The following is an 18,624-nucleotide window of genomic DNA, read 5'->3' on the forward strand; positions in this document are numbered from 1 at the left end:
CCCGATCCCGAAAAGGTGGTCGCCGCCGCGCGCAAGGCCGCCGCGCATGAGATGATCCTGAAACTGCCCGAGGGCTATGACACCCGCGTCACCGCTTCCGGGGGGCGGCTGTCGGGCGGGCAGATGCAGCGGGTGGGCCTGGCGCGGGCGCTCTACGACGATCCGGTGATCGTGATCCTGGACGAACCCAACTCGAACCTCGACAACGAAGGCTCGATCGCGCTGAACCAAGCGATCAAGCAGATCAAGGCCGAGGGGCGCTCGGTACTGATCATGGCGCACCGTCCGGCGGCAATTCAGGAATGCGACATGCTGCTGGTGGTCGATCAGGGCACCCAGACGGCCTTTGGCCCCAAAGACAAGGTGTTGCAGGAAATGGTCGCCAACCATCAGAACATCCGCCAGTCCACCGGCACCGGAGGTGTGCGATGACCCCCGCAAACCAATGGTCCGCGCGGCGGCCGCTGATCTTGGGGCTGCTGACCCTGCTGGTGCTGGTCGGCGGCTTTGGCACCTGGTCCGTGATGTCGTCGATTTCCGGCGCGGTGGTGGCCTCGGGGCGCATCGAGGTCGACCGCAACCGTCAGGTGGTGCAGCATCTGGACGGCGGCATCGTGGCCGAGATTCTGGTCGACGAGGGCGACACCGTGGCCGAGGGCGACACGCTGATCCGGCTCGACGCGACCGGGCTCGCCTCGCAGCTGGTCATCGTCGAAGGCCAGTTGTTCGAATTGATGGCACGCCGCGGGCGGCTGGAGGCAGAGCGCGACGAGGCGGCGCAGATCACCTTTGAGCCGGAGCTGCTGGCAGCGGCGGAGACCCAGCCGGACGTCATGGATCTGGTCGAAGGCCAGCGCCGCCTGTTCCAGGCGCGCAAGGAAACCACCGCCCGGGAGATCGACCAGCTGGAGAAACGCCGCGGGCAGATCGAAGAGCAGATCCGCGGTATCCAGGCGCAGCAGAACTCGATGGAGCTGCAACTGACGCTGATCGAGGAGGAACTGGGCAACCAGCAGTCGCTGCTGGATCGCGGTCTGGCGCAGGCGACAACCGTGCTGAACCTGCGCCGCACCCAGGCCAATCTGGATGGCCAGCTGGGCGAGCTGGTTGCCTCCGAGGCGCAGGCCGAGGGCCGCATCACCGAGATCGACATCCAGATCCTGAAACTCGACAGCGACCGTCGCGAACAGGCAATCACCCGGCTGCGCGACCTGCGCTATCAGGAGCTGGAGCTGGCCGAGACCCGGCGCTCGCTGCGCCAGCGTCTGGAGCGGCTGGACATCACCGCGCCGGTCTCGGGCATCGTTTACGGGCTGCAGGTGCAGACACCGCGCTCGGTGATCCGCGCGGCGGACCCGGTGCTGTATCTGGTGCCGCAGGACCGGCCGCTGGTGATAGCGGCGCAGGTGGCGCCGACCGACATTGACCAGCTGTTCACTGGCCAGCAGGTGACGCTGCGCTTCTCGGCGCTGGACCAACGCTCGACGCCGGAGCTGTTCGGCCATGTCACCCAGGTGTCCGCAGATGCGTTTGAGGACCAGGGCAGCGGGGTCTCTTATTACCGGGCCGAGATCGAGCTGAACCCCGGCGAGCGCGGCCGCCTCCCGGCGGGCACGGTGCTGATCCCCGGCATGCCGGTGGAAAGCTACATCCGCACCGCCGAACGTTCCCCACTGGCCTATCTGGTCAAGCCGCTGGCCGATTATTTCAACAAGGCCTTCCGCGAAAGCTGAACAGCGCTGGAACCCCACCCGGTGTTCGGCGCGGGTAACGCGGGACCTGTGGTGGTTCCTCTTGGCGTGGAATGGTCTTGCCCGGTGTTGCCGCTGGAATGTGCCGGGCGGGCGCAAAGCAGCGTCGGCGCTGCGCATTTGCTCTTTTCGACGTCGGACTTGGCGGGTAGCGTCCGGCCAGCAATGAACCGGAGGATTTCGACCATGAGCATCGAAGCAAAGCTGAAAGACCTGGGCGTGAGCCTGCCCGACGCCCCCGCCCCGGCGGCAAACTACGTACCTTACGTGGTCAGCGGCGATATGGTCTATATCTCGGGGCAGATCTCGGCTGATGAAAACGGGCTGATCACAGGCACGCTGGGCGACGATCTGGACGTCGCGGCGGGCCAGGCGGCGGCGAAGCGCTGCGCCATTGCCCTGTTGGCCCAGCTGAAGGCAGCCTGCGACGGTGATCTGGAGCGGCTGGTGCGGGTGGTCAAACTGGGCGCCTTCGTGAATTCGACGGCCGATTTCACCGAACAGCCACAGGTGGTGAACGGTGCCTCCGATTTTCTGGTCGAGGCCTTGGGCGACATTGGCCGTCACGCACGCTCTGCCGTCAGCTGCCCTTCGTTGCCGATGGGCGTTGCGGTGGAAATCGACGGCGTCTTCCAGATCCGATGACACCCGCCCTGCCGCTTGAGTTCCTGGCCGTGCCGCTGGCCCATCGTGCCCTGCACGATGTGGCGGCGGGGCGTCCGGAGAACAGCCGTGCCGCCATTCGTGCCGCGCTTGCCGCCGGTTATGGTATCGAGATTGACCTGCAACTGTCGGCCGACGGCTGCGCCATGGTTTTCCACGATGATGCGCTGGACCGGCTGGCGCAGGCCACCGGTCCGGTCCGGGCCCAAAGCCGCGAGCAGCTGCGCGCCACGCCGCTGATTGGCGGTGATGGCGAAGGCATCCCGGATTTGGCAGAGGTTTTGGCCTTGGTGGCCGGTCGGGTGCCTTTGCTGATCGAGCTGAAGGACCAGCACGGACAGATGGGGCAGGGGGACGGGCGGCTGGAGCAGGCCGCCGCTGCGGCGTTGCAAGGCTACGGCGGGCCGGTGGCGCTGATGTCCTTCAATCCGCATTCTGTGTCGGCGATGGCGCGGCTGTCGCCTGGCCTCGCACGCGGCCTGGTGACCAGCGCCTATGATCCGCAGGAATGGCCCGAGCTGCCCGGGAACACCTGTAACCACCTGCGCGGCATCCCGGATTTTGCCAGCAGCCACAGCAGTTTCATCAGCCACGAGGCCAGCGACCTGGGCCGCCCGCTGGTGCAGCGGATGCGCGATCAGGGCGTGCCCGTTCTGTGCTGGACAGTGACCTCTCCGGCTGAGGACCTCGCCGCGCGGGCCTTCGCCGACAACGTGACGTTTGAAGGGTATCTGCCACCGCTAACATCTTGATTGGTCAGGGTCACACCCCACATCAAAGGGGCGGTGCGGAGGAAAGCCATGGATCAGGCGCAAATCGACATTCAGCTGCTGCCATCACTGACGCAGATCCCGGCGTCAGACTGGGACGCCTGCGCCTGCCCCGAGACGGCGCAGGGCGGGCGGGCGCGTGACCCCTTCACTACGCACCGATTTCTGCTGGCGCTGGAAGACAGCGGTTCGGTCGGGCCGGGCACCGGTTGGCAGCCGCAATACCTGACCACCTATCGCAACGGGCAGCTGATCGCTTGCGCGCCGCTTTATGCCAAGGGCCACAGCCAGGGCGAGTATGTGTTCGACCACAACTGGGCGCACGCCTATGAGCAGGCGGGCGGTCACTATTACCCCAAGCTGCAAGTGGCGGTGCCCTTCACCCCTGCAACCGGGCGGCGGTTCCTCGTGCGCCCCGGCTTTGACGGCATCGGCCATTCAGCGCTGTTGCAGGGGGCCGTGCAGCTGGCCAAGAACAACACTCTGTCGTCGTTGCACATAACCTTCTGCACCGAGGATGAGGCCCGCCTGGGCGAGGAAATGGGCTTGATGCGCCGCACCACCCAGCAGTTTCACTGGCAGAACGATGGCTATGCCGATTTCGAGGCCTTCCTGCGCGTCCTGTCGTCGCGCAAGCGCAAGAACATCCGCAAGGAGCGGATGCAGGCCCAGTGTTTCGGCGGCGCGATCAACGTCTACAGTGGCGCCAGCCTGCAACCTGCGCATTGGGATGCCTTCTGGGAATTCTACCAGGACACCGGCGCGCGCAAATGGGGCTCGCCTTATCTGACGCGGGCGTTCTTTGACATCCTGCACCGCGAGATGGCCGGTGATGTGGCGCTGATCCTGGCCGAGCGCAACGGTGATCCGGTGGCCGGCGCGCTGAATTTCATCGGCCGCGACACGTTGTTCGGCCGCTACTGGGGGTGCCGCGAACATCACCCCTGCCTGCATTTCGAACTGTGCTATTATCAGGCCATCGAATTGGCCATCGCCCTGGGGCTGACGCGCGCCGAGGCCGGTGCCCAGGGCGAACACAAGCTGGCACGGGGCTACCTGCCGTGTCAGACCCACAGCCTGCATTGGATCTCCGATCCGGGCTTTGCCGAGGCCGTCGGTCGCTATCTGGAGGCCGAGCGCGCCGCGGTCGGCGAGGAGATCGAGATCCTCACCGAATACGGTCCGTTTCGCAAAGCGCAAATAGAGGAACAAGAATGACGGAAAAACTCTCTGACGCCACCCGTGGCCCGCTGCTGGAACCGCTGTTTGCCACCGGTTGGGAAATGGTCGAAGGGCGCGACGCGATCACCAAGACGTTCAAGTTTGGCAATTTTGCCGATGCTTTTGGCTGGATGACCCGCGCCGCGATCTGGGCTGAGAAATGGAACCACCACCCGGAATGGAGCAATGTCTACAACCGGGTGACTGTCGTGCTGACCACCCATGATGTTGATGGCATCAGCGCTCTGGACGCCAAGCTGGCCCGCAAGATGGACGGGCTGTTTGGCGAGCCGCAGGACTGAGCCCGGCCGGTGAATTCGATCTGAAAAAAACGGGTCAGAATAACTGACCAGATGTTTCGCGCGCGAAACATTGGGGAATGGTCTCTGACCTGATTTTTAACCTGATATTAGGGCTTTGGCGGCGGTCCGGACCGGGCCGCCGCCGCTGTTTTCAGCCCGCGGTCAGCCCATTGATTCCAGCAGGCCTTCGCCCGCCGACAGCTCGCACTGGCCGGGGTTTTCTTCTTTGTTCAGGACTTTGACCTCGCCGTCTTCCACCAGCATCGCATAGCGCAGCGAACGACCGATCAGACCGGCGGCGGGGGCGTCAAAGCGCATGCCCAGGGCCTCGGTCAGTTTGCATTCGGCGTCGGACAGCATGGTGATGCCAGCCTCGGCCGCGCCGGTGTTGTCGCCCCAGATCGACATCACGAAAGGGTCGTTGCCGGCCAGGCAGATGATCTCATCTACGCCTTTCTCGGCAAATTGATCCTTGGTACGGATGAAGCTGGGTACATGGGCGGTGTGGCAGGTGCTGGTAAAGGCGCCGGGCACCGCGAAGATCACCACCTTGCGCCCCTTCACCTTGTCGGCGAGCTGGACCTGCTCTGGGCCGTCCGCCCCGATCCGCGTCAGGGTGGCGTCCGGCAGTTGGTCTCCAACAGAAATCATGGCAGGTTCCTCTTTCTCATGATTGCGTTTCGGTTGCCCCATTCGATAGGGTCCGCCCAAAGCGTGACTGGAACTAATGCGAGAGGCAAGCGGAGATGTCCCATATCGTCGTGATCGGAGCAGGGCAGGCGGGCTCCTCGCTGGTGGCGAAGCTGCGCAAGGATGGGTTTGACGGTGACATCACGCTGGTGGGTGCCGAGGACGTGCTGCCCTATCAGCGCCCGCCGCTGTCCAAGGCCTATCTGTTGGGCGAGATGGAGCTGGAGCGTCTGTTCCTGCGCCCGGCCAGCTTTTATGCCGACAACTCTATCACCCTGAAGCTGGGCCAGCGGGTCACCGGTATTGATACCGCTGCCAAGACCGTATCGCTGGGGGATGAGGTGATCGGATATGACCAGCTGGCGCTGACCACGGGTTCGGACCCGCGTCGCCTGCCTGCCGCGATCGGCGGCGATCTGGAGGGCGTGCATGTGGTGCGCGGCCTTGGCGATGTGGACGCGATGGCCCCGCAGGTGCGCGAAGGCGCGCGGGCGCTGATCGTCGGCGGCGGCTACATCGGTCTGGAGGCGGCCGCGGTCTGCGCCAAGCGCGGCGTCAAGGTGACGCTGGTGGAAATGGCCGAGCGCATCCTGCAACGGGTGGCCGCGCCCGAGACGTCGGACTACTTTCGCAATCTGCATGCCAGCCACGGTGTCGACATCCGCGAAGGTGTCGGGCTTGAGCGGCTGGAGGGCGAGGGTGGCAAGGTGGTGCGCGCCGTGCTGAGCGGCGGCGCGGTGCTGGAGGTGGATTTCGTCGTGGTTGGCGTGGGCATCACCCCGTCGGTGCAGCTGGCGGAACAGGCCGGGCTGGCGCTGGACAATGGCATCCGGGTCGATGCGCAGGGGCGGACCTCTGACCCGTCGGTCTGGGCGGCGGGCGACTGTGCATCCTTTCCCTACCGCGGCCAGCGGATCCGGCTGGAAAGCGTGCCAAATGCCATCGACCAGGCAGAGGTGGTGGCCAGCAACATGCTGGGCGCGGAAACCGACTACGTGGCGCAGCCCTGGTTCTGGTCGGATCAGTATGATGTCAAATTGCAGATTGCCGGGCTGAACAGCGGCTATGACAATGTGGTTACCCGCCAGGGCGCGGGGCGACAGACATCGTTCTGGTACTACGCGGGGGACCAGCTGGTGGCGGTGGATGCGATGAATGATCCGCGCGCCTATATGGTGGCCAAACGCCTGATCGACGCGGGCAAAACCGCAGACAAGGGCGTGGTGGCCAACCCGGCAGCGGATCTGAAGCCGCTGTTGAAAGCGTGAGGATTATCGCGGGCGCCTTCCGCGGTCGGGCGCTGGCGGCGCTGGGCAAGGGCGATGCGGGGGCGCATCTGCGGCCCACCACCGACCGCGTGCGTGAAAGCCTGTTCAACGTGCTGATGCACACTGGTGCTATCCCTGGCGCGCGCGTGCTTGATCTCTTTGCGGGCACGGGCGCGCTGGGGCTGGAGGCGCTGTCGCGCGGTGCGGCAGAGGTGCTGTTTGTTGATGATGGCCGCGTGTCCGGTGGTTTGATCCGCAAGAACATCGGCATCTGCCGGGCCGAAGACCGCTGCACCCTGGCGCGTCGCGACGCGGTGAAGCTTGGTCAGAACCCGCAGGCGCCTTATGATCTGCTGTTCCTGGACCCGCCCTATGGCAAGGGATTGGGGCAAAAGGCGCTGGCGGCGGCACTGGCTGGCGGCTGGATTGCGCAGGATGCGCTGGTGGTCTGGGAGGACAGCACGCCGATGGCCGCGCCAGAAGGCTTTGCACTGCACGACAGCCGCAAATACGGCGATACCCATATCACGCTGATGTGGCGCGCGCCGCCCGATCAGACACCTGAAGCGTAAAGTGATCCGAATGCCCGAGACATACCCGACTCCGAAACTGGTGATCTTTGACTGCGATGGCGTGCTGGTCGACAGCGAGCGACCGTCCAACCAGGTGCTGGTGGACAATCTGGCCCGCCACGGGCTGGTGCTGACGCTGGAACAGTCGATGTCGCATTTTGTCGGCGGCACCATGGCCGGAGTGATGCAAAAGGCGCGCCACATGGGGGCCGACCTGCCGGCGGACTGGGTCACGGAAATCTACGCCGAGACCTATGCCCGGCTGAAGGCTGGCGTGCCGCTGATCTCCGGCACTACCGATCTGCTGGCGCGACTGGATGCGCAGGGTATCCCGACCTGCGTTGCCTCCAACGGCAGCGAGGAGAAGATGCGCATTACCTTGGGCCAGAACGGGCTGTGGCAGCGGTTCCACCCGCAGGCGATGTTTTCGGCCCACGCCCTTGGGGTTGCCAAGCCGGAGCCGGGGCTGTTCCTGGCAGCAGCCAGTCATTTTGGTGTGCAGGCGCGCGACTGCCTGGTCATCGAGGACAGCGCCAGCGGTGTTACGGCAGCGCAGCGTGCGGGCATGCGCTGCCTGGCCTATGCCCCCCATGGCGACGGCACCCGATTGGAAAGGCTGGGAGGCGAGGTGTTCGCCGACATGGCCGAGGTGCCCGCGTTGCTGTCACTCTGACGCAGCTGCGGCACCGCGCGAGCGTTTTCGCACGGCTGGGTTTCTTTCTGGTCGCAAATACTCCGGGAGTGCGGGGGCTGGCCCCCGCCTCAATCGCCGCAGCCTAGCCGTAGGTCGGATGGAATTTCCCGGCTGGCGACAAGGTAAAGATCTCTGCCCCGTCCGCGGTGATGCCAATGGAGTGCTCGAATTGCGCCGACAGAGATTTGTCGCGGGTGACGGCGGTCCAGTCGTCGGCCAGGATCTTGGTTTCCGGGCGGCCCAGGTTGATCATCGGCTCGATGGTAAAGAACATGCCCTCTTCCAGCATCGGCCCGGTGCCCGGGCGGCCATAGTGCAGCACGTTGGGCGGCGCGTGGAACACCTGGCCCAGCCCGTGACCGCAGAAGTCGCGCACGACGCTCATCCGCTGGCCTTCCGCGTAGGACTGGATCGCATGGCCGATGTCGCCGAAGGTGTTGCCGGGCTTGGCCGCCTCGATCCCCTTCATCAGCGCATCATGGGTGACCTGGATCAGCCGCTCGGCCTTGCGCGACAGCTTGCCCGCCACATACATGCGGGAATTATCGCCAAACCAGCCATCGACGATCACGGTGACATCGATGTTCAGAATGTCGCCATCCTTCAGCTTCTTGTCGCCGGGGATGCCGTGGCAGACCACGTGGTTCACTGAGATGCAGCTGGCGTGCTGATATCCCTTGTAGCCGATGGTGGCGGATTTGGCGCCCGCATCCTCGACCATCTGGGTGATGAGCCGGTCGATCTCGCCGGTCGTCTGGCCGGGGAACACATGGGCGGCAATGTCATCGAGGATGCGCGCAGCCAGGGCGCCGGCCTTGTGCATGCCGACGAAATCGCCGGGCTCGTGAATGCGGATGCCGTCCTTGGTCGTGCGGCCGTCTTTCGATCTCATCAGGCGGAGCTCCATCGGATGTCTTTGCCTAGCTATGTAAGGGGTTCGCGGCAAAAGGGCCAGAGGGGGCGGTGGCGGCAGTCGGGAACTTTTTCGCAGGCTTCCGAGTTGTGCCGCAATACGATTGTATTATCGCCACGGAGGAAGACGACAGCATGGATGGGATCACTGACCTGATGCAGACTGAAATTTACGGCGGCAAAGCCCTGGCCGATCTGGTGACGCTGGAATTTCTCGCCGAGGTGCTGGGCAGTGTCGTCGCCGCGGTCATCATCCTGATCGCCGGGTTCATCGTCGCGGGCTGGGTCAAGCGCCGGATCGTTTCGGTTGGCGACTCCCACGCCAGGTTCGACGTGACCCTTTTCCATTTTTTGGGCAACGTGGCACGCTATGCGGTGCTGGGCTTTGCCATACTGTTCGTGCTCAACACCTTTGGGGTGAAAACGACCTCGATCATTGCGGCCATCGGTGCTGCGGGGCTTGCCATCGGGCTGGCGATGCAGGGGGCGCTGTCAAATGTCGCCGCCGGGGTGATGATCATCCTGTTCCGCCCCTTCAACTTGGGCGATTTCATCGAGGTGGATGGTGAAATGGGGACGGTGAAGGACATCAACCTCAACAACACGGTCATCGCCAACCTTGGCAATGTGAAGGTGATCATTCCCAATTCAGAGGTCTGGGGCAACACCATCACCAATTATTCGTCGTTTCCCACCCGCCGGGCGGAATGGAATTTTGGTGTGGGCTACGGGGCCGATCTGGCAGTGGCAGAGCGGGTGATCCGAGACACCATCATGGGTGACAGCCGCTCGCACAGCGACCCGGAACCGTTCATTCAGGTGAATGAGCTGAACAGCAGCTCGGTTGATTTCCTGGTACGGGTCTGGGTCGATGCGGCGGATTACTTTCAGTATCAGGCCGACATGAAGCGCAAGGTGAAAGAGGCGCTGGATGCGGCCGGGGTGGATATTCCGTTCCCCACACGCACCATTGTGCATGCCGACCGGGACGCCGGGGACGATCAGGCCACCAAGGCCGCCTGAGGCCGTCCGCGATCGCAGGCCGGGGCCGCGCCCTTCGCCGTCATGTGTCTGCGGCGAAGGGCGCGTCGACCTTGACCCCTTGGGGGGAGATCGTGGTGCCGAGAACCAGTCGTTCGACACCAGCGGTCTGCGCCGCATCGAAAGCCGCTGCATAGGCAGGGTCAATGTCGGCGGCCAGCTGGAACCTGGTGCAGTCGGTGCGTTGCACTAGGTATAGCATCACGGCGCGGTGGCCCTGCGCCACCATTCGGGACAACTCGTCCAGATGTTTGGTGCCACGGGCGGTGACGCTGTCGGGGAACTCCGCAAGGCCCGGCTGGCGTGACAGGGTGACGCTTTTGACCTCGACATAGCAATCCGGCAGGCCGGGCTGCGTCAGCAGGAAATCAATGCGGCTTTTTTCGCCGTATTTCACCTCCGGCCGCACGGTTCTATAGGCGGCAAGCGCGTCGATCTCTCCCGCCTCCAGTGCGGTGCGCAAGGCGCGGTTCGGCACCGAGGTGTCGACGCCGGTGAAGTGGCCGCCCGCGTGCTCCACCAGCCGCCAGCCGAATTTCAGCTTTTTCTTCGGGTCGTCATTGGGTTCCAGCCAGATCCGCATGCCCGGCTCCGCCAGCCCCATCATGCTGCCGGGGTTGGCACAATGGGCGGTCACCTCGCGGCCGTCCTCCAGCCGGCAATCGGCAAGAAAGCGTTTGTAGCGTCGGATCAGCACGGCGGGGATCAGAGGGGTTTCAAAGCGCATGTCTTCGGGCCTATACCTGCCATGACGCGGTATCAAGGGAGGAAGAACATGCCCAATCCAACGGCAGCCATGCTGGTCATCGGGGATGAAATCCTGTCAGGCCGAACCCGTGATGCCAACATGCATTACCTGGCCGGGGAGCTGACCAAACACGGCATCGACCTGAAGGAAGTGCGCATCGTGAGCGACGATGACGCAGCGATCGTGGCGGCGGTGCAGGCGCTGTCGGCTGCGTATGATCATGTCTTCACCAGCGGCGGCATCGGGCCGACCCATGACGACATCACCGCCGACTGTATCGCGCGGGCCTTTGACGCCTATCTGGATGTGCGGGCGGATGCCCGAGCGATCCTCCAGGCTCATTACGACACCCAGGGGCTGGAGCTGAACGACGCCCGGCTGCGGATGGCGCGCATTCCCGAAGGTGCGGAGCTGATCGACAACCCGGTTTCGGCCGCGCCCGGTTTCACCCTGGGCAACGTGCATGTGATGGCCGGGGTGCCGATGATCTTTCAGGCGATGGTGGCCAGCGTGATGCCGACCCTGACCGGTGGGCAGCCGATGCTGTCGCAGACCCTGCGGGTGCAACGCGGCGAGGGCGAAATTGCCGAACCGCTGCGCCAGCTGGCTGAGACCTATGATGACCTCACGGTGGGCTGCTACCCGTTTCAGAAAGACGGCGTGTTTGGCGCCAACATCGTGATCCGGGGCCATGACGGTGCCCGCATCGACGCGGCGATGACCGACCTCGCCCGGGAGCTGGGGCAGTGACCACCGATCCGCGCTTTTACGCAGTGACAGAGGCTACCTGGCCGCCCGCCGCGCTTTGGCAGCTTGGTCCCGTGACCCTGCGCAAGGGGTTGGGCGGCGGCAGCCGGGTGTCGGCGGCCACGGTGGAGGGCGCGGCCACGGAGGCGGAGATTACTGCCGCCGAAGACGCGATGCGCGCTATGGAGCAAGACTGCCTGTTCATGATCCGCGACGGCGAGGCGGAGCTTGACGCGCAGCTGGCGGCGCGCGGCTATGCGGTGAAGGATCCGGTGAACCTGTGGGTTTGTCCAGTCTCGCAGCTGACCGGTACGCCGGTGCCGCCGGTAACAGCTTTCTGCCTGTGGGAGCCCTTGGCGATCCAGCGCGAGATCTGGGCGCAAGCCGGCATCGGGCCTGAGCGTTTGGCGGTGATGGAGCGGGCCGAGGGGCCCAAAACCAGCCTCCTGGCGCGCCACCGGGACAAGCCCGCGGGGACTGGCTTTGCTGCCGTTCACGACGGTGCGGCCATGGTCCATGCTTTGGAAATCCTGCCGCATCAGCGCCGGGCTGGCATGGGGGCATGGATGATGCGGCAGGCGGCTTTCTGGGCGCAGGAGCAGGGCGCCGGGGAGATGGCGGTGCTGTGCACGAAACGTAACGCAGGCGCCAACGGGCTTTACGCTTCCCTCGGGATGGCGCTTGCGGGACAGTATCACTACCGGATTTTGCAAGAAGGCGATTGAACGATGACGGACCAGACCCAGCCCACCGCGCTCGACCTGCCGATGGTGGACCCGCTGCCGCCGCAGACGCAGAAGTATTTCGACATCTGCGTCGAAAAGTTGGGGTTCGTGCCCAATGTGCTGAAAGCCAACGCGTTTGACATCGACAAGCTGAATGCCTTTACCGCGATGTACAACGATCTGATGCTGGCCGACAGCGGCCTCAGCAAGCTGGAGCGGGAGATGATTGCGGTGGTGGTCTCCTCGATCAACCGCTGTTTCTATTGCCTGGTGGCCCATGGTGCCGCAGTGCGGCAGCTGTCGAGCGACCCGCAACTGGGTGAGATGCTGGTGATGAATTACCGGGTCGCACCGCTGGAGCCCCGGCAGCGGCTGATGCTGGACTTTGCGGCCAAGATGACCACGGCCAGCGCCGAGATCGAGGAAGACGACCGGCAGCGCCTGCGCGATGCCGGGTTCACCGACCGCGACATCTGGGACATTGCCAATGTGACTGGCTTTTTCAACATGTCGAACCGTGTCGCCAGCGCCACCGCGATGGTCCCCAATCCGGAGTATCACGGGCAGTGCCGCTGACTTCCCGTGTTTGCGACCTTGCCACCGGCCTTGGTCGGCTGGCCGTGGGCGTCGCGCTCGTGTTGTTACTGTCGCCTGCGCGATTGGTGGCGGCAGAGCTGACCTTGCCCGTCGACGCCGAGCCGCTGTCACAGCGCGACACGGCATTGGGGGTCTATCAGCTGCCGACCGGTCCCGAACGCGCGGACCGGGTGCCCGCGCAGCCGTTCGAGGGGCGGATTGCCCGCCGGACCTGGCGACTGCCGCCTGTGGGCAGCGCGCTCGAGATCCTGCTGCCGCTGCGAACGCAGCTTCTGGCGCAGGACTATGAGATCCGACTGGACTGCGCGGCCCGCGATTGTGGCGGCTTCGATTTCCGCTTTGGTATCGAGGTGGTGCCGGCCCCGGACATGATGGTGGATATCTCGGCTTATCACTTTCTGTCGGCCAGCCGCGGGGAGGAGGCAGTCTCACTGCTGGTCTCGCGGGCTGCGGGAGCGGCCTATGTGCAGATGATCGCGGTGCAGCCGCGGGAGGCCGCGCCCGCGGTGGCAAAGCAGGTGGCAGAGCCTGCTGTTGCAGTCCGCCCGGTGGAACTGGCCAAGGTTCTGAACGTGCGCGGCCACGCGGTGCTGACGGATTTGCAGTTCCAGAGTGGGTCGACCCGGTTGCAGGAGGGGGATTATGCCACCCTGCGTGCACTGGCCGACTATCTACAGGCCAATCCGCAGTACCGCGTGCTGCTGGTCGGCCACACCGACACGGTCGGCTCCCAGCAGCAGAACATCGGCATTTCCGAGCGCCGCGCGCAGTCGGTCAAGGACCAGCTGACGCAGACGTTGGGCGCCGACGCCGCCCGGATCGATGTCGCCGGCGCGGGCTTTCTGGCGCCGATCGCCAGCAACCTGACAGCAGAAGGGCGTTTGGCCAATCGGCGGGTCGAGGCGGTACTTCTGGCTGAGTGACGGGACTGCGCTGCGCTGCGCATCTGGCCCGCGATGGTGCCAGCAGGGCGGTGTTCACTGCACGGCTTTCGGGACCGGACGCGTGCTGCGAGGCGGGGCGCTCCCGCCACCGCAGTTGCCCTGCCGGGGGCAGGACCACTTGGCGGTGTTGGGCGAGGCTCGGCGCGGCAGCGCCGAGCCTCGCCCGACAGGCGCGGAGCATGTCTCATGCTCCGGCACCTGGCGGGAGCGCCCGGTTGGGCTGCGGCGATCAGCGGCGGCCGCCTCACAGAAAAAAAAGCCCCCGCAGCGGATGCGGGGGCAAGTCTTCGAGGGATCCATGGTCGGCTGCGGGCTGTGCCGCATCAGGTGTGCCATTCTGTTGGGTCGCGGTCGGCAAAGGCGGCCACAAGGAAGTCGATGAAGGCGCGCACCTTGGGCTGGGTGAACTTGCCCGGCGGGTAGACCGCGTAGATGCCTTGGGTTTCCACCGGCAGGCTGGGCATCACGTCCTCGACCAGCCCCTCAGCCATCGCAGAGGCGTAGAGGTAGCTGGGCAGATAGGCGATGCCGAGGCCGGAAATCGCGGCATTCAGCAGCGACTGGCCGTCATTCACCGACAGCCAGCCGGAGGTGCGCACCTGGCGTTTTTCGCCTGAGGGCGCGGTGATCTTCCACACGTTGCCGCTGGACTGACTGGAGTAGTGCAGCAGCTTGTGAGTGTTCAGCTCGTCGATCTTCTGCGGCCGGCCGAATTTCTCCAGATAGGCGGGGGAGGCGATCATGCGCTTGGTTGTCTCGGTGAGCTTACGGGCGCGCAGGGAGCTGTCCTCCAGCTCGCCGATCCGCACCGCCATGTCGAACCCTTCGGAGATCAGCTCCACGTAGCGGTTGTTCAGCACCATGTTCACGGTGATGTCCGGAAAGTCGCGCAGGAAGTCCGACAGCACCGGCGACAGGTGGTTGACGCCGAAATCCGTGGCCACCGAGATCCGCAGCAGACCGGAGGGCGCTGACTGCATCGAGGTGACCAGCGCATCCGCTTCGCCTGCGTCATTCAGCACCCGGCGGGCGCGGTCGTAATAGGCAAGGCCGATCTCGGTTGGCGACACCCGGCGGGTGGTTCGGTTCAAAAGCCGCGCGCCAAGCCGGGCTTCGAGGCTGGAGACATGTTTGGAGACGGCGGACTTGGAGATCCCCATCTTGCGCGCCGCATCGGTGAAACCGCCTTGGTCCACCACATTGGCAAAGGCCTCCATTTCGGTCAGTCGATCCATGATCCGGCGTCCTCATCATCCTCGGGTTGAAACGACCCTGACCGCGGAATCGGGCAAGATCGGGGCGCGGGTGGGATAATTGCGGGGTTTTGCCAAGATCGTTTGCGCTGTGGAAACGGCTGTATCGGCAACGGCGATGCTCATGCTTCGATGCGCAGCGAAACAATCCGCGGGTTGCACAGGCTAGGGATGGAGGACCAGGCAACATCAGGAACGTGCACAATGCTGACATGTATCATCCGGTATCACATCGACCCGTGCAAACGGGCGCAGTTTGAACACTATGCCCGCAACTGGGGGCAGGCGATCCCGCGCTGCGGCGCGGATCTGGTGGGGTATTTCGCGCCGCATGAAGGTTCCTCCACGCTGGCTTACGGGATTTACAATGTGGCGAGTCTGGCGGACTACGAGGCCTACCGTGCGCGGCTGGCGTCGGACCCCTTGGGGCGGGAGAATTACGACTTTGCGCAGCGCGAGGGTTTTTTGCGGCGCGAGGACCGCACGTGGTTGCGGCTGGTGTCGGCGCCGCATGGCAACAACAATGAGGGGACAGCATGATTGCGGTCATATTCGAAGTGGAGATCGCTGAGGGGCAGGCTGATGCCTATCTGGAAACCGCAGCCGCGCTGCGACCGCTGCTGGAGGAGGTCGACGGTTTTGTGTCGATCGAACGCTTCCAGAGCCTGACCGCGCCGCACAAGCTGCTGTCGCTCTCGTTCTGGCGCGACGAGGAGGCCGTGCAGCGCTGGCGGCAGTTGGCGGAGCATCGCGGCGCCCAAGCGAAGGGGCGGGCCGGGGTGTTTGCCGACTACCGGCTGCGGGTGGCGGGTGTTATCCGCGACTACGGCATGACGGACCGGCTGCATGCGCCGCGCGACAGCCGCGCGACGCATGGCTGAGGCCACCGCCTGGGCAAGCCCCACCCACACGCAGGGTGCAGGTTGGGGCCGCCCGGTCAGGCCTTGGCGCGGTCGTGCGTGCCTTCTTCGATCTCTTCGGTGATCTTGGACACGAATGCCTTCAGATCCTCGGGCTGGCGACTGGTGACGATGCCTTGATCCGCCACCACCTCTGCGTCTTTCCAGTTGGCGCCGGCATTGATGATGTCGGTCTTGATCGAATGGTACGATGTCATGTCGCGGCCCTTGGCGATGCCGGCCTCGGCGAGAACCCAAGGGGCGTGACAGACGGCGGCGATCACCTTGCCGCTGTCATGAAATTTCTTGACCAGGTGGATCACATCGTCCTCAACCCGCAAGAGGTCCGGGTTGATCTGCCCGCCGGGGATCACCAACGCGTCGTACCCATCGGCCTGGGCATCGGCGATTTTCAGGTCGGCCTCGGCCTCACGGCCCCAATCGCTGCCTTCCCAGCCCTTGGCCGCTTGGCCGTCCAGGGTGGCGACATGGACCTCGGCCCCCTTTACGCGCAGCTGATCACGCGGGAATTCCAGTTCCGACTGCTCGAATCCGTGGGTGGTGATGATGAGAATCTTAGCATCTGAGATATTGGGCATGTCAGGTTCCTTTCCTCATGCGGGACTCGCGTACCGCCCGGTGGGCGGCGGTCTCGCAGGACAAATGCGCCGCGGCCCGGATGGGTTCCGGGCCGCGGCAGCACGAGTGGAAAGGCGCGGCGTTTGGCCGCAGATCAGAGGGCTGCGGCCAGCCGTGTGCCCTGGTTGATGGCGCGTTTGGCATCCAGCTCCGCCGCCACGTCAGCGCCGCCGATCACATGGGCGGTGATGCCGCGTTCGGTTAGAGCATCAGCAAGGCTGCGTTCGCTGACCTGCCCGGCACAGAGCACGATGGTATCGGCGGGCACGACGGTCGGGTTCTCGCGCGCCTCGCCATAGCTGACATGCAGGCCTTCGTCGTCGATCCGCTCGTAGTTTACACCGCCGATGAACGCGACGTCCTTCATCTTGAGCGTGGCGCGGTGGATCCAGCCGGTGGTCTTGCCCAGCCGTTTGCCGTGGCGTTCGGCCTTGCGCTGCAGCAGGGTGACATGGCGGGCGGGAGCGGCGGGTTGCGGGCCCTCGGGCGCGAGCCCTGCGCGGTGGTCGGCCGGGTCGCTGACACCCCATTCCTTCATCCAGGCGGGCAGGTCGGTGGTGGGGCTGTGGCCCTCCTCCAGCAGAAACTCGGAGACATCAAAGCCGATGCCGCCGGCACCGATCACCGCCACCCTGTTGCCGACGGGCTTCTTGCGCCGCAGCACGTCGATATAGCTCAGCACGTTGTCGCGATCCTGCCCCGGAATGGCGGGATCGCGCGGCAGGACGCCGGTGGCGATCACCACCTCGTCAAAGCCCGTCAGGTCATCCGCAGAGACTTCGCGGCCCAGCTCCAGCGTGATGCCAGCGTCCGCCACCATGGTCCGGTACCAATCGACCAGCCCCCAGAATTCTTCTTTGCCCGGCACCTGTTTGGCCATGTTAAGCTGGCCGCCGATCTCCTCTGCGCGGTCGAAGAGGGTGACGTGATGGCCCCGCTGCGCAGCCGTCAGCGCGGTGGCCAAGCCCGCCGGGCCTGCGCCGACGATGGCGACAGATTTAGGCGCCGCTGCTGGTTCGATCACCAGCTCGGTTTCGTGGCAGGCGCGGGGGTTGACCAGGCAGGAGGTCAGCTTGCCGCTGAACGTGTGGTCCAGGCAAGCCTGGTTGCAGGCGATGCAGGGCGCGATATGGCTGGCCTCACCGGCGGCGGCCTTGGCAACAAAATCCGCATCCGCCAGCATCGGCCGCGCCATCGACACCATGTCGGCGCAGCCCTCCGCCAGCACCTGTTCGGCCACTTCGGGCGTGTTGATGCGGTTCGAGGTGATGATGGGGATGCCCACCTTGCCCATCAGCTTTTTCGTCACCCAGGCAAAGGCGGCGCGCGGCACGGATGTGGCGATGGTCGGGATGCGGGCCTCGTGCCAGCCGATGCCGGTATTGAGGATGGTGGCGCCGACCTTCTCGACCTCCTGCGCCAGCTGCACGACTTCCTCGTGAGTGGAGCCTTCGGGCACCAGGTCGATCATCGACAGCCGGTAGATGATGATGAAATCGCGGCCAACGGCTTCGCGGGTGCGGCGCACGACCTCGACCGGCAGCCGCATGCGGTTCTCGTAGGATCCGCCCCAGCGGTCGGTACGCTTGTTGGTGCGGGTGACCAGGAACTGGTTGAGGAAATAGCCCTCTGAGCCCATGATCTCGACCCCGTCGTAGCCCGCCTCCTGCGCAAGGCGCGCGGCATTGACGATGTCGCCGATCTGCTTCTCGATCCCGTCCTCGTCCAGCTCTTGCGGCGGGAACGGGGAGATGGGCGATTTGATCGGACTGGGGCCCACGCATTTCGGCCCATAGGCATAGCGCCCGGCGTGCAGAATCTGCATGGCGATCTTGCCGCCCGCCTGATGCACGCGATCGGTCACGATACGGTGGTTTTCGACGTCCTTGGCTGAGGTCATCATCGCGGCGCCGGGCAGCACGGAGCCTTCCAGATTGGGACCGATGCCGCCGGTCACCATCAGCGCCACGTTACCGCGGGCGCGGGCGGCATAGAACTCCGCCACCCGGTTCCAGTCGCCGGTTTCCTCCAGCCCGGTGTGCATCGACCCCATCAATACGCGGTTCTTCAGCGTGGTAAAGCCGAGATCCAGCGGCGCAAGCATGTTCGGGTACGCAGTCATGTGAACTCTCCCTGGCAGTTGCTGCAAGGATCGTGAACCGGGCCGCTGTTGTCACGGGTAAACGCG

The 18,624-nt window shown here is 64.9% G+C and carries 22 protein-coding genes; 16 read left to right on the forward strand and 6 right to left on the reverse strand.

The features are described from left to right. The 6 genes from AC0IPL_RS13570 to AC0IPL_RS13595 all read left to right on the forward strand — a co-directional run. Positions 1–432: ATP-binding cassette domain-containing protein (locus tag AC0IPL_RS13570; protein WP_474275058.1), on the forward strand; the 432-nt coding region annotated here is incomplete at its 5' end. Next, positions 429–1,733 carry an HlyD family type I secretion periplasmic adaptor subunit gene (locus AC0IPL_RS13575; protein WP_474275059.1) on the forward strand — a complete coding sequence of 435 codons (1,305 nt, stop codon included), beginning with the start codon at positions 429–431 and terminating at the stop codon, positions 1,731–1,733. The genes AC0IPL_RS13570 and AC0IPL_RS13575, both read left to right, overlap by 4 nt. Before the next feature lie 204 nt (positions 1,734–1,937). Next, complete coding sequence (locus AC0IPL_RS13580) at positions 1,938–2,396, forward strand: RidA family protein (protein ID WP_474275060.1); 459 nt, start codon at positions 1,938–1,940, stop codon at positions 2,394–2,396. Continuing rightward, positions 2,393–3,166 carry a glycerophosphodiester phosphodiesterase family protein gene (locus AC0IPL_RS13585; protein WP_474275061.1) on the forward strand — a complete coding sequence of 258 codons (774 nt, stop codon included), beginning with the start codon at positions 2,393–2,395 and terminating at the stop codon, positions 3,164–3,166. The genes AC0IPL_RS13580 and AC0IPL_RS13585 overlap by 4 nt, the downstream gene beginning before the upstream one ends. Before the next feature lie 48 nt (positions 3,167–3,214). Next, positions 3,215–4,402 (forward strand): GNAT family N-acetyltransferase, encoded by a 1,188-nt coding sequence (locus tag AC0IPL_RS13590; RefSeq protein ID WP_474275062.1) that lies wholly within the window; start codon positions 3,215–3,217, stop codon positions 4,400–4,402. After that, on the forward strand, positions 4,399–4,707 hold the full coding sequence (locus AC0IPL_RS13595; protein WP_474275063.1) for a 4a-hydroxytetrahydrobiopterin dehydratase: 309 nt from the start codon (positions 4,399–4,401) through the stop codon (positions 4,705–4,707). The genes AC0IPL_RS13590 and AC0IPL_RS13595 overlap by 4 nt, the downstream gene beginning before the upstream one ends. 162 nt (positions 4,708–4,869) lie before the next feature. Here AC0IPL_RS13595 and AC0IPL_RS13600 read toward each other — a convergent pair whose 3' ends face one another. Further along, positions 4,870–5,358, reverse strand: a complete 489-nt coding sequence (locus AC0IPL_RS13600; protein WP_474275064.1) for a redoxin family protein — start codon at positions 5,356–5,358, stop codon at positions 4,870–4,872. Between the two features lie 95 nt (positions 5,359–5,453). On the opposite strand from AC0IPL_RS13600, the gene AC0IPL_RS13605 reads away from it, so the two are divergent. From AC0IPL_RS13605 to AC0IPL_RS13615, 3 genes are read left to right on the forward strand one after another with little or no spacing between them, the layout of a single operon-like run. Continuing rightward, positions 5,454–6,665 carry an NAD(P)/FAD-dependent oxidoreductase gene (locus tag AC0IPL_RS13605; protein WP_474275065.1) on the forward strand — a complete coding sequence of 404 codons (1,212 nt, stop codon included), beginning with the start codon at positions 5,454–5,456 and terminating at the stop codon, positions 6,663–6,665. After that, the gene (rsmD, locus tag AC0IPL_RS13610; protein ID WP_474275066.1) at positions 6,662–7,237 is read left to right on the forward strand and encodes a 16S rRNA (guanine(966)-N(2))-methyltransferase RsmD; all 576 of its coding nucleotides are present in this window, start codon (positions 6,662–6,664) and stop codon (positions 7,235–7,237) included. The genes AC0IPL_RS13605 and rsmD overlap by 4 nt, the downstream gene beginning before the upstream one ends. A gap of 10 nt (positions 7,238–7,247) precedes the next feature. Next, positions 7,248–7,910 (forward strand): HAD family hydrolase, encoded by a 663-nt coding sequence (locus AC0IPL_RS13615; protein ID WP_474275067.1) that lies wholly within the window; start codon positions 7,248–7,250, stop codon positions 7,908–7,910. A 103-nt stretch (positions 7,911–8,013) separates the two neighbouring features. Here AC0IPL_RS13615 and map read toward each other — a convergent pair whose 3' ends face one another. After that, complete coding sequence (gene map, locus AC0IPL_RS13620; RefSeq protein ID WP_474275068.1) at positions 8,014–8,823, reverse strand: type I methionyl aminopeptidase; 810 nt, start codon at positions 8,821–8,823, stop codon at positions 8,014–8,016. A gap of 155 nt (positions 8,824–8,978) precedes the next feature. On the opposite strand from map, the gene AC0IPL_RS13625 reads away from it, so the two are divergent. After that, positions 8,979–9,866, forward strand: coding sequence for a mechanosensitive ion channel family protein (locus AC0IPL_RS13625; protein ID WP_474275069.1), 888 nt, complete (start codon positions 8,979–8,981; stop codon positions 9,864–9,866). Positions 9,867–9,906: 40 nt separating this feature from the next. Here AC0IPL_RS13625 and sfsA read toward each other — a convergent pair whose 3' ends face one another. Further along, positions 9,907–10,611, reverse strand: coding sequence for a DNA/RNA nuclease SfsA (sfsA, locus tag AC0IPL_RS13630; RefSeq protein WP_474275070.1), 705 nt, complete (start codon positions 10,609–10,611; stop codon positions 9,907–9,909). Between the two features lie 48 nt (positions 10,612–10,659). Here sfsA and AC0IPL_RS13635 point away from each other — a divergent pair, with 48 nt between their 5' ends. The 4 genes from AC0IPL_RS13635 to AC0IPL_RS13650 are packed head-to-tail and all read left to right on the forward strand — an operon-like array spanning position 10,660 to position 13,624. Next, a complete protein-coding gene (locus tag AC0IPL_RS13635; protein ID WP_474275071.1) occupies positions 10,660–11,382 on the forward strand; it encodes a competence/damage-inducible protein A in 723 nt (240 codons plus the stop codon). Next, positions 11,379–12,104: a GNAT family N-acetyltransferase gene (locus AC0IPL_RS13640; RefSeq protein WP_474275072.1), complete on the forward strand. Its 726-nt coding sequence runs from the start codon at positions 11,379–11,381 to the stop codon at positions 12,102–12,104. The genes AC0IPL_RS13635 and AC0IPL_RS13640 overlap by 4 nt, the downstream gene beginning before the upstream one ends. Positions 12,105–12,107: 3 nt before the next feature. After that, positions 12,108–12,680, forward strand: coding sequence for a peroxidase-related enzyme (locus tag AC0IPL_RS13645; protein WP_474275073.1), 573 nt, complete (start codon positions 12,108–12,110; stop codon positions 12,678–12,680). Further along, positions 12,671–13,624, forward strand: a complete 954-nt coding sequence (locus AC0IPL_RS13650; RefSeq protein WP_474275074.1) for an OmpA family protein — start codon at positions 12,671–12,673, stop codon at positions 13,622–13,624. The genes AC0IPL_RS13645 and AC0IPL_RS13650 overlap by 10 nt, the downstream gene beginning before the upstream one ends. Before the next feature lie 344 nt (positions 13,625–13,968). On the opposite strand, the gene AC0IPL_RS13655 is transcribed toward AC0IPL_RS13650, so the two are convergent. Then, positions 13,969–14,880 carry a LysR family transcriptional regulator gene (locus tag AC0IPL_RS13655; protein ID WP_474275075.1) on the reverse strand — a complete coding sequence of 304 codons (912 nt, stop codon included), beginning with the start codon at positions 14,878–14,880 and terminating at the stop codon, positions 13,969–13,971. A 222-nt stretch (positions 14,881–15,102) separates the two neighbouring features. Between AC0IPL_RS13655 and AC0IPL_RS13660 the strand changes: the two genes are divergently transcribed. Both AC0IPL_RS13660 and AC0IPL_RS13665 read left to right on the forward strand, forming a co-directional pair. After that, positions 15,103–15,438 (forward strand): NIPSNAP family protein, encoded by a 336-nt coding sequence (locus AC0IPL_RS13660; RefSeq protein ID WP_474275076.1) that lies wholly within the window; start codon positions 15,103–15,105, stop codon positions 15,436–15,438. Next, complete coding sequence (locus AC0IPL_RS13665; protein ID WP_474275077.1) at positions 15,435–15,779, forward strand: antibiotic biosynthesis monooxygenase family protein; 345 nt, start codon at positions 15,435–15,437, stop codon at positions 15,777–15,779. Before AC0IPL_RS13660 ends, AC0IPL_RS13665 begins: the two co-directional genes overlap by 4 nt. Before the next feature lie 56 nt (positions 15,780–15,835). Here AC0IPL_RS13665 and AC0IPL_RS13670 read toward each other — a convergent pair whose 3' ends face one another. Beyond that, positions 15,836–16,396, reverse strand: a complete 561-nt coding sequence (locus tag AC0IPL_RS13670; RefSeq protein ID WP_474275078.1) for a type 1 glutamine amidotransferase domain-containing protein — start codon at positions 16,394–16,396, stop codon at positions 15,836–15,838. Between the two features lie 134 nt (positions 16,397–16,530). Then, positions 16,531–18,558 carry an FAD-dependent oxidoreductase gene (locus tag AC0IPL_RS13675; RefSeq protein ID WP_474275079.1) on the reverse strand — a complete coding sequence of 676 codons (2,028 nt, stop codon included), beginning with the start codon at positions 18,556–18,558 and terminating at the stop codon, positions 16,531–16,533. Positions 18,559–18,624 lie beyond the last annotated feature (66 nt).

Source organism: Leisingera sp. SA32 (assembly GCF_056033425.1).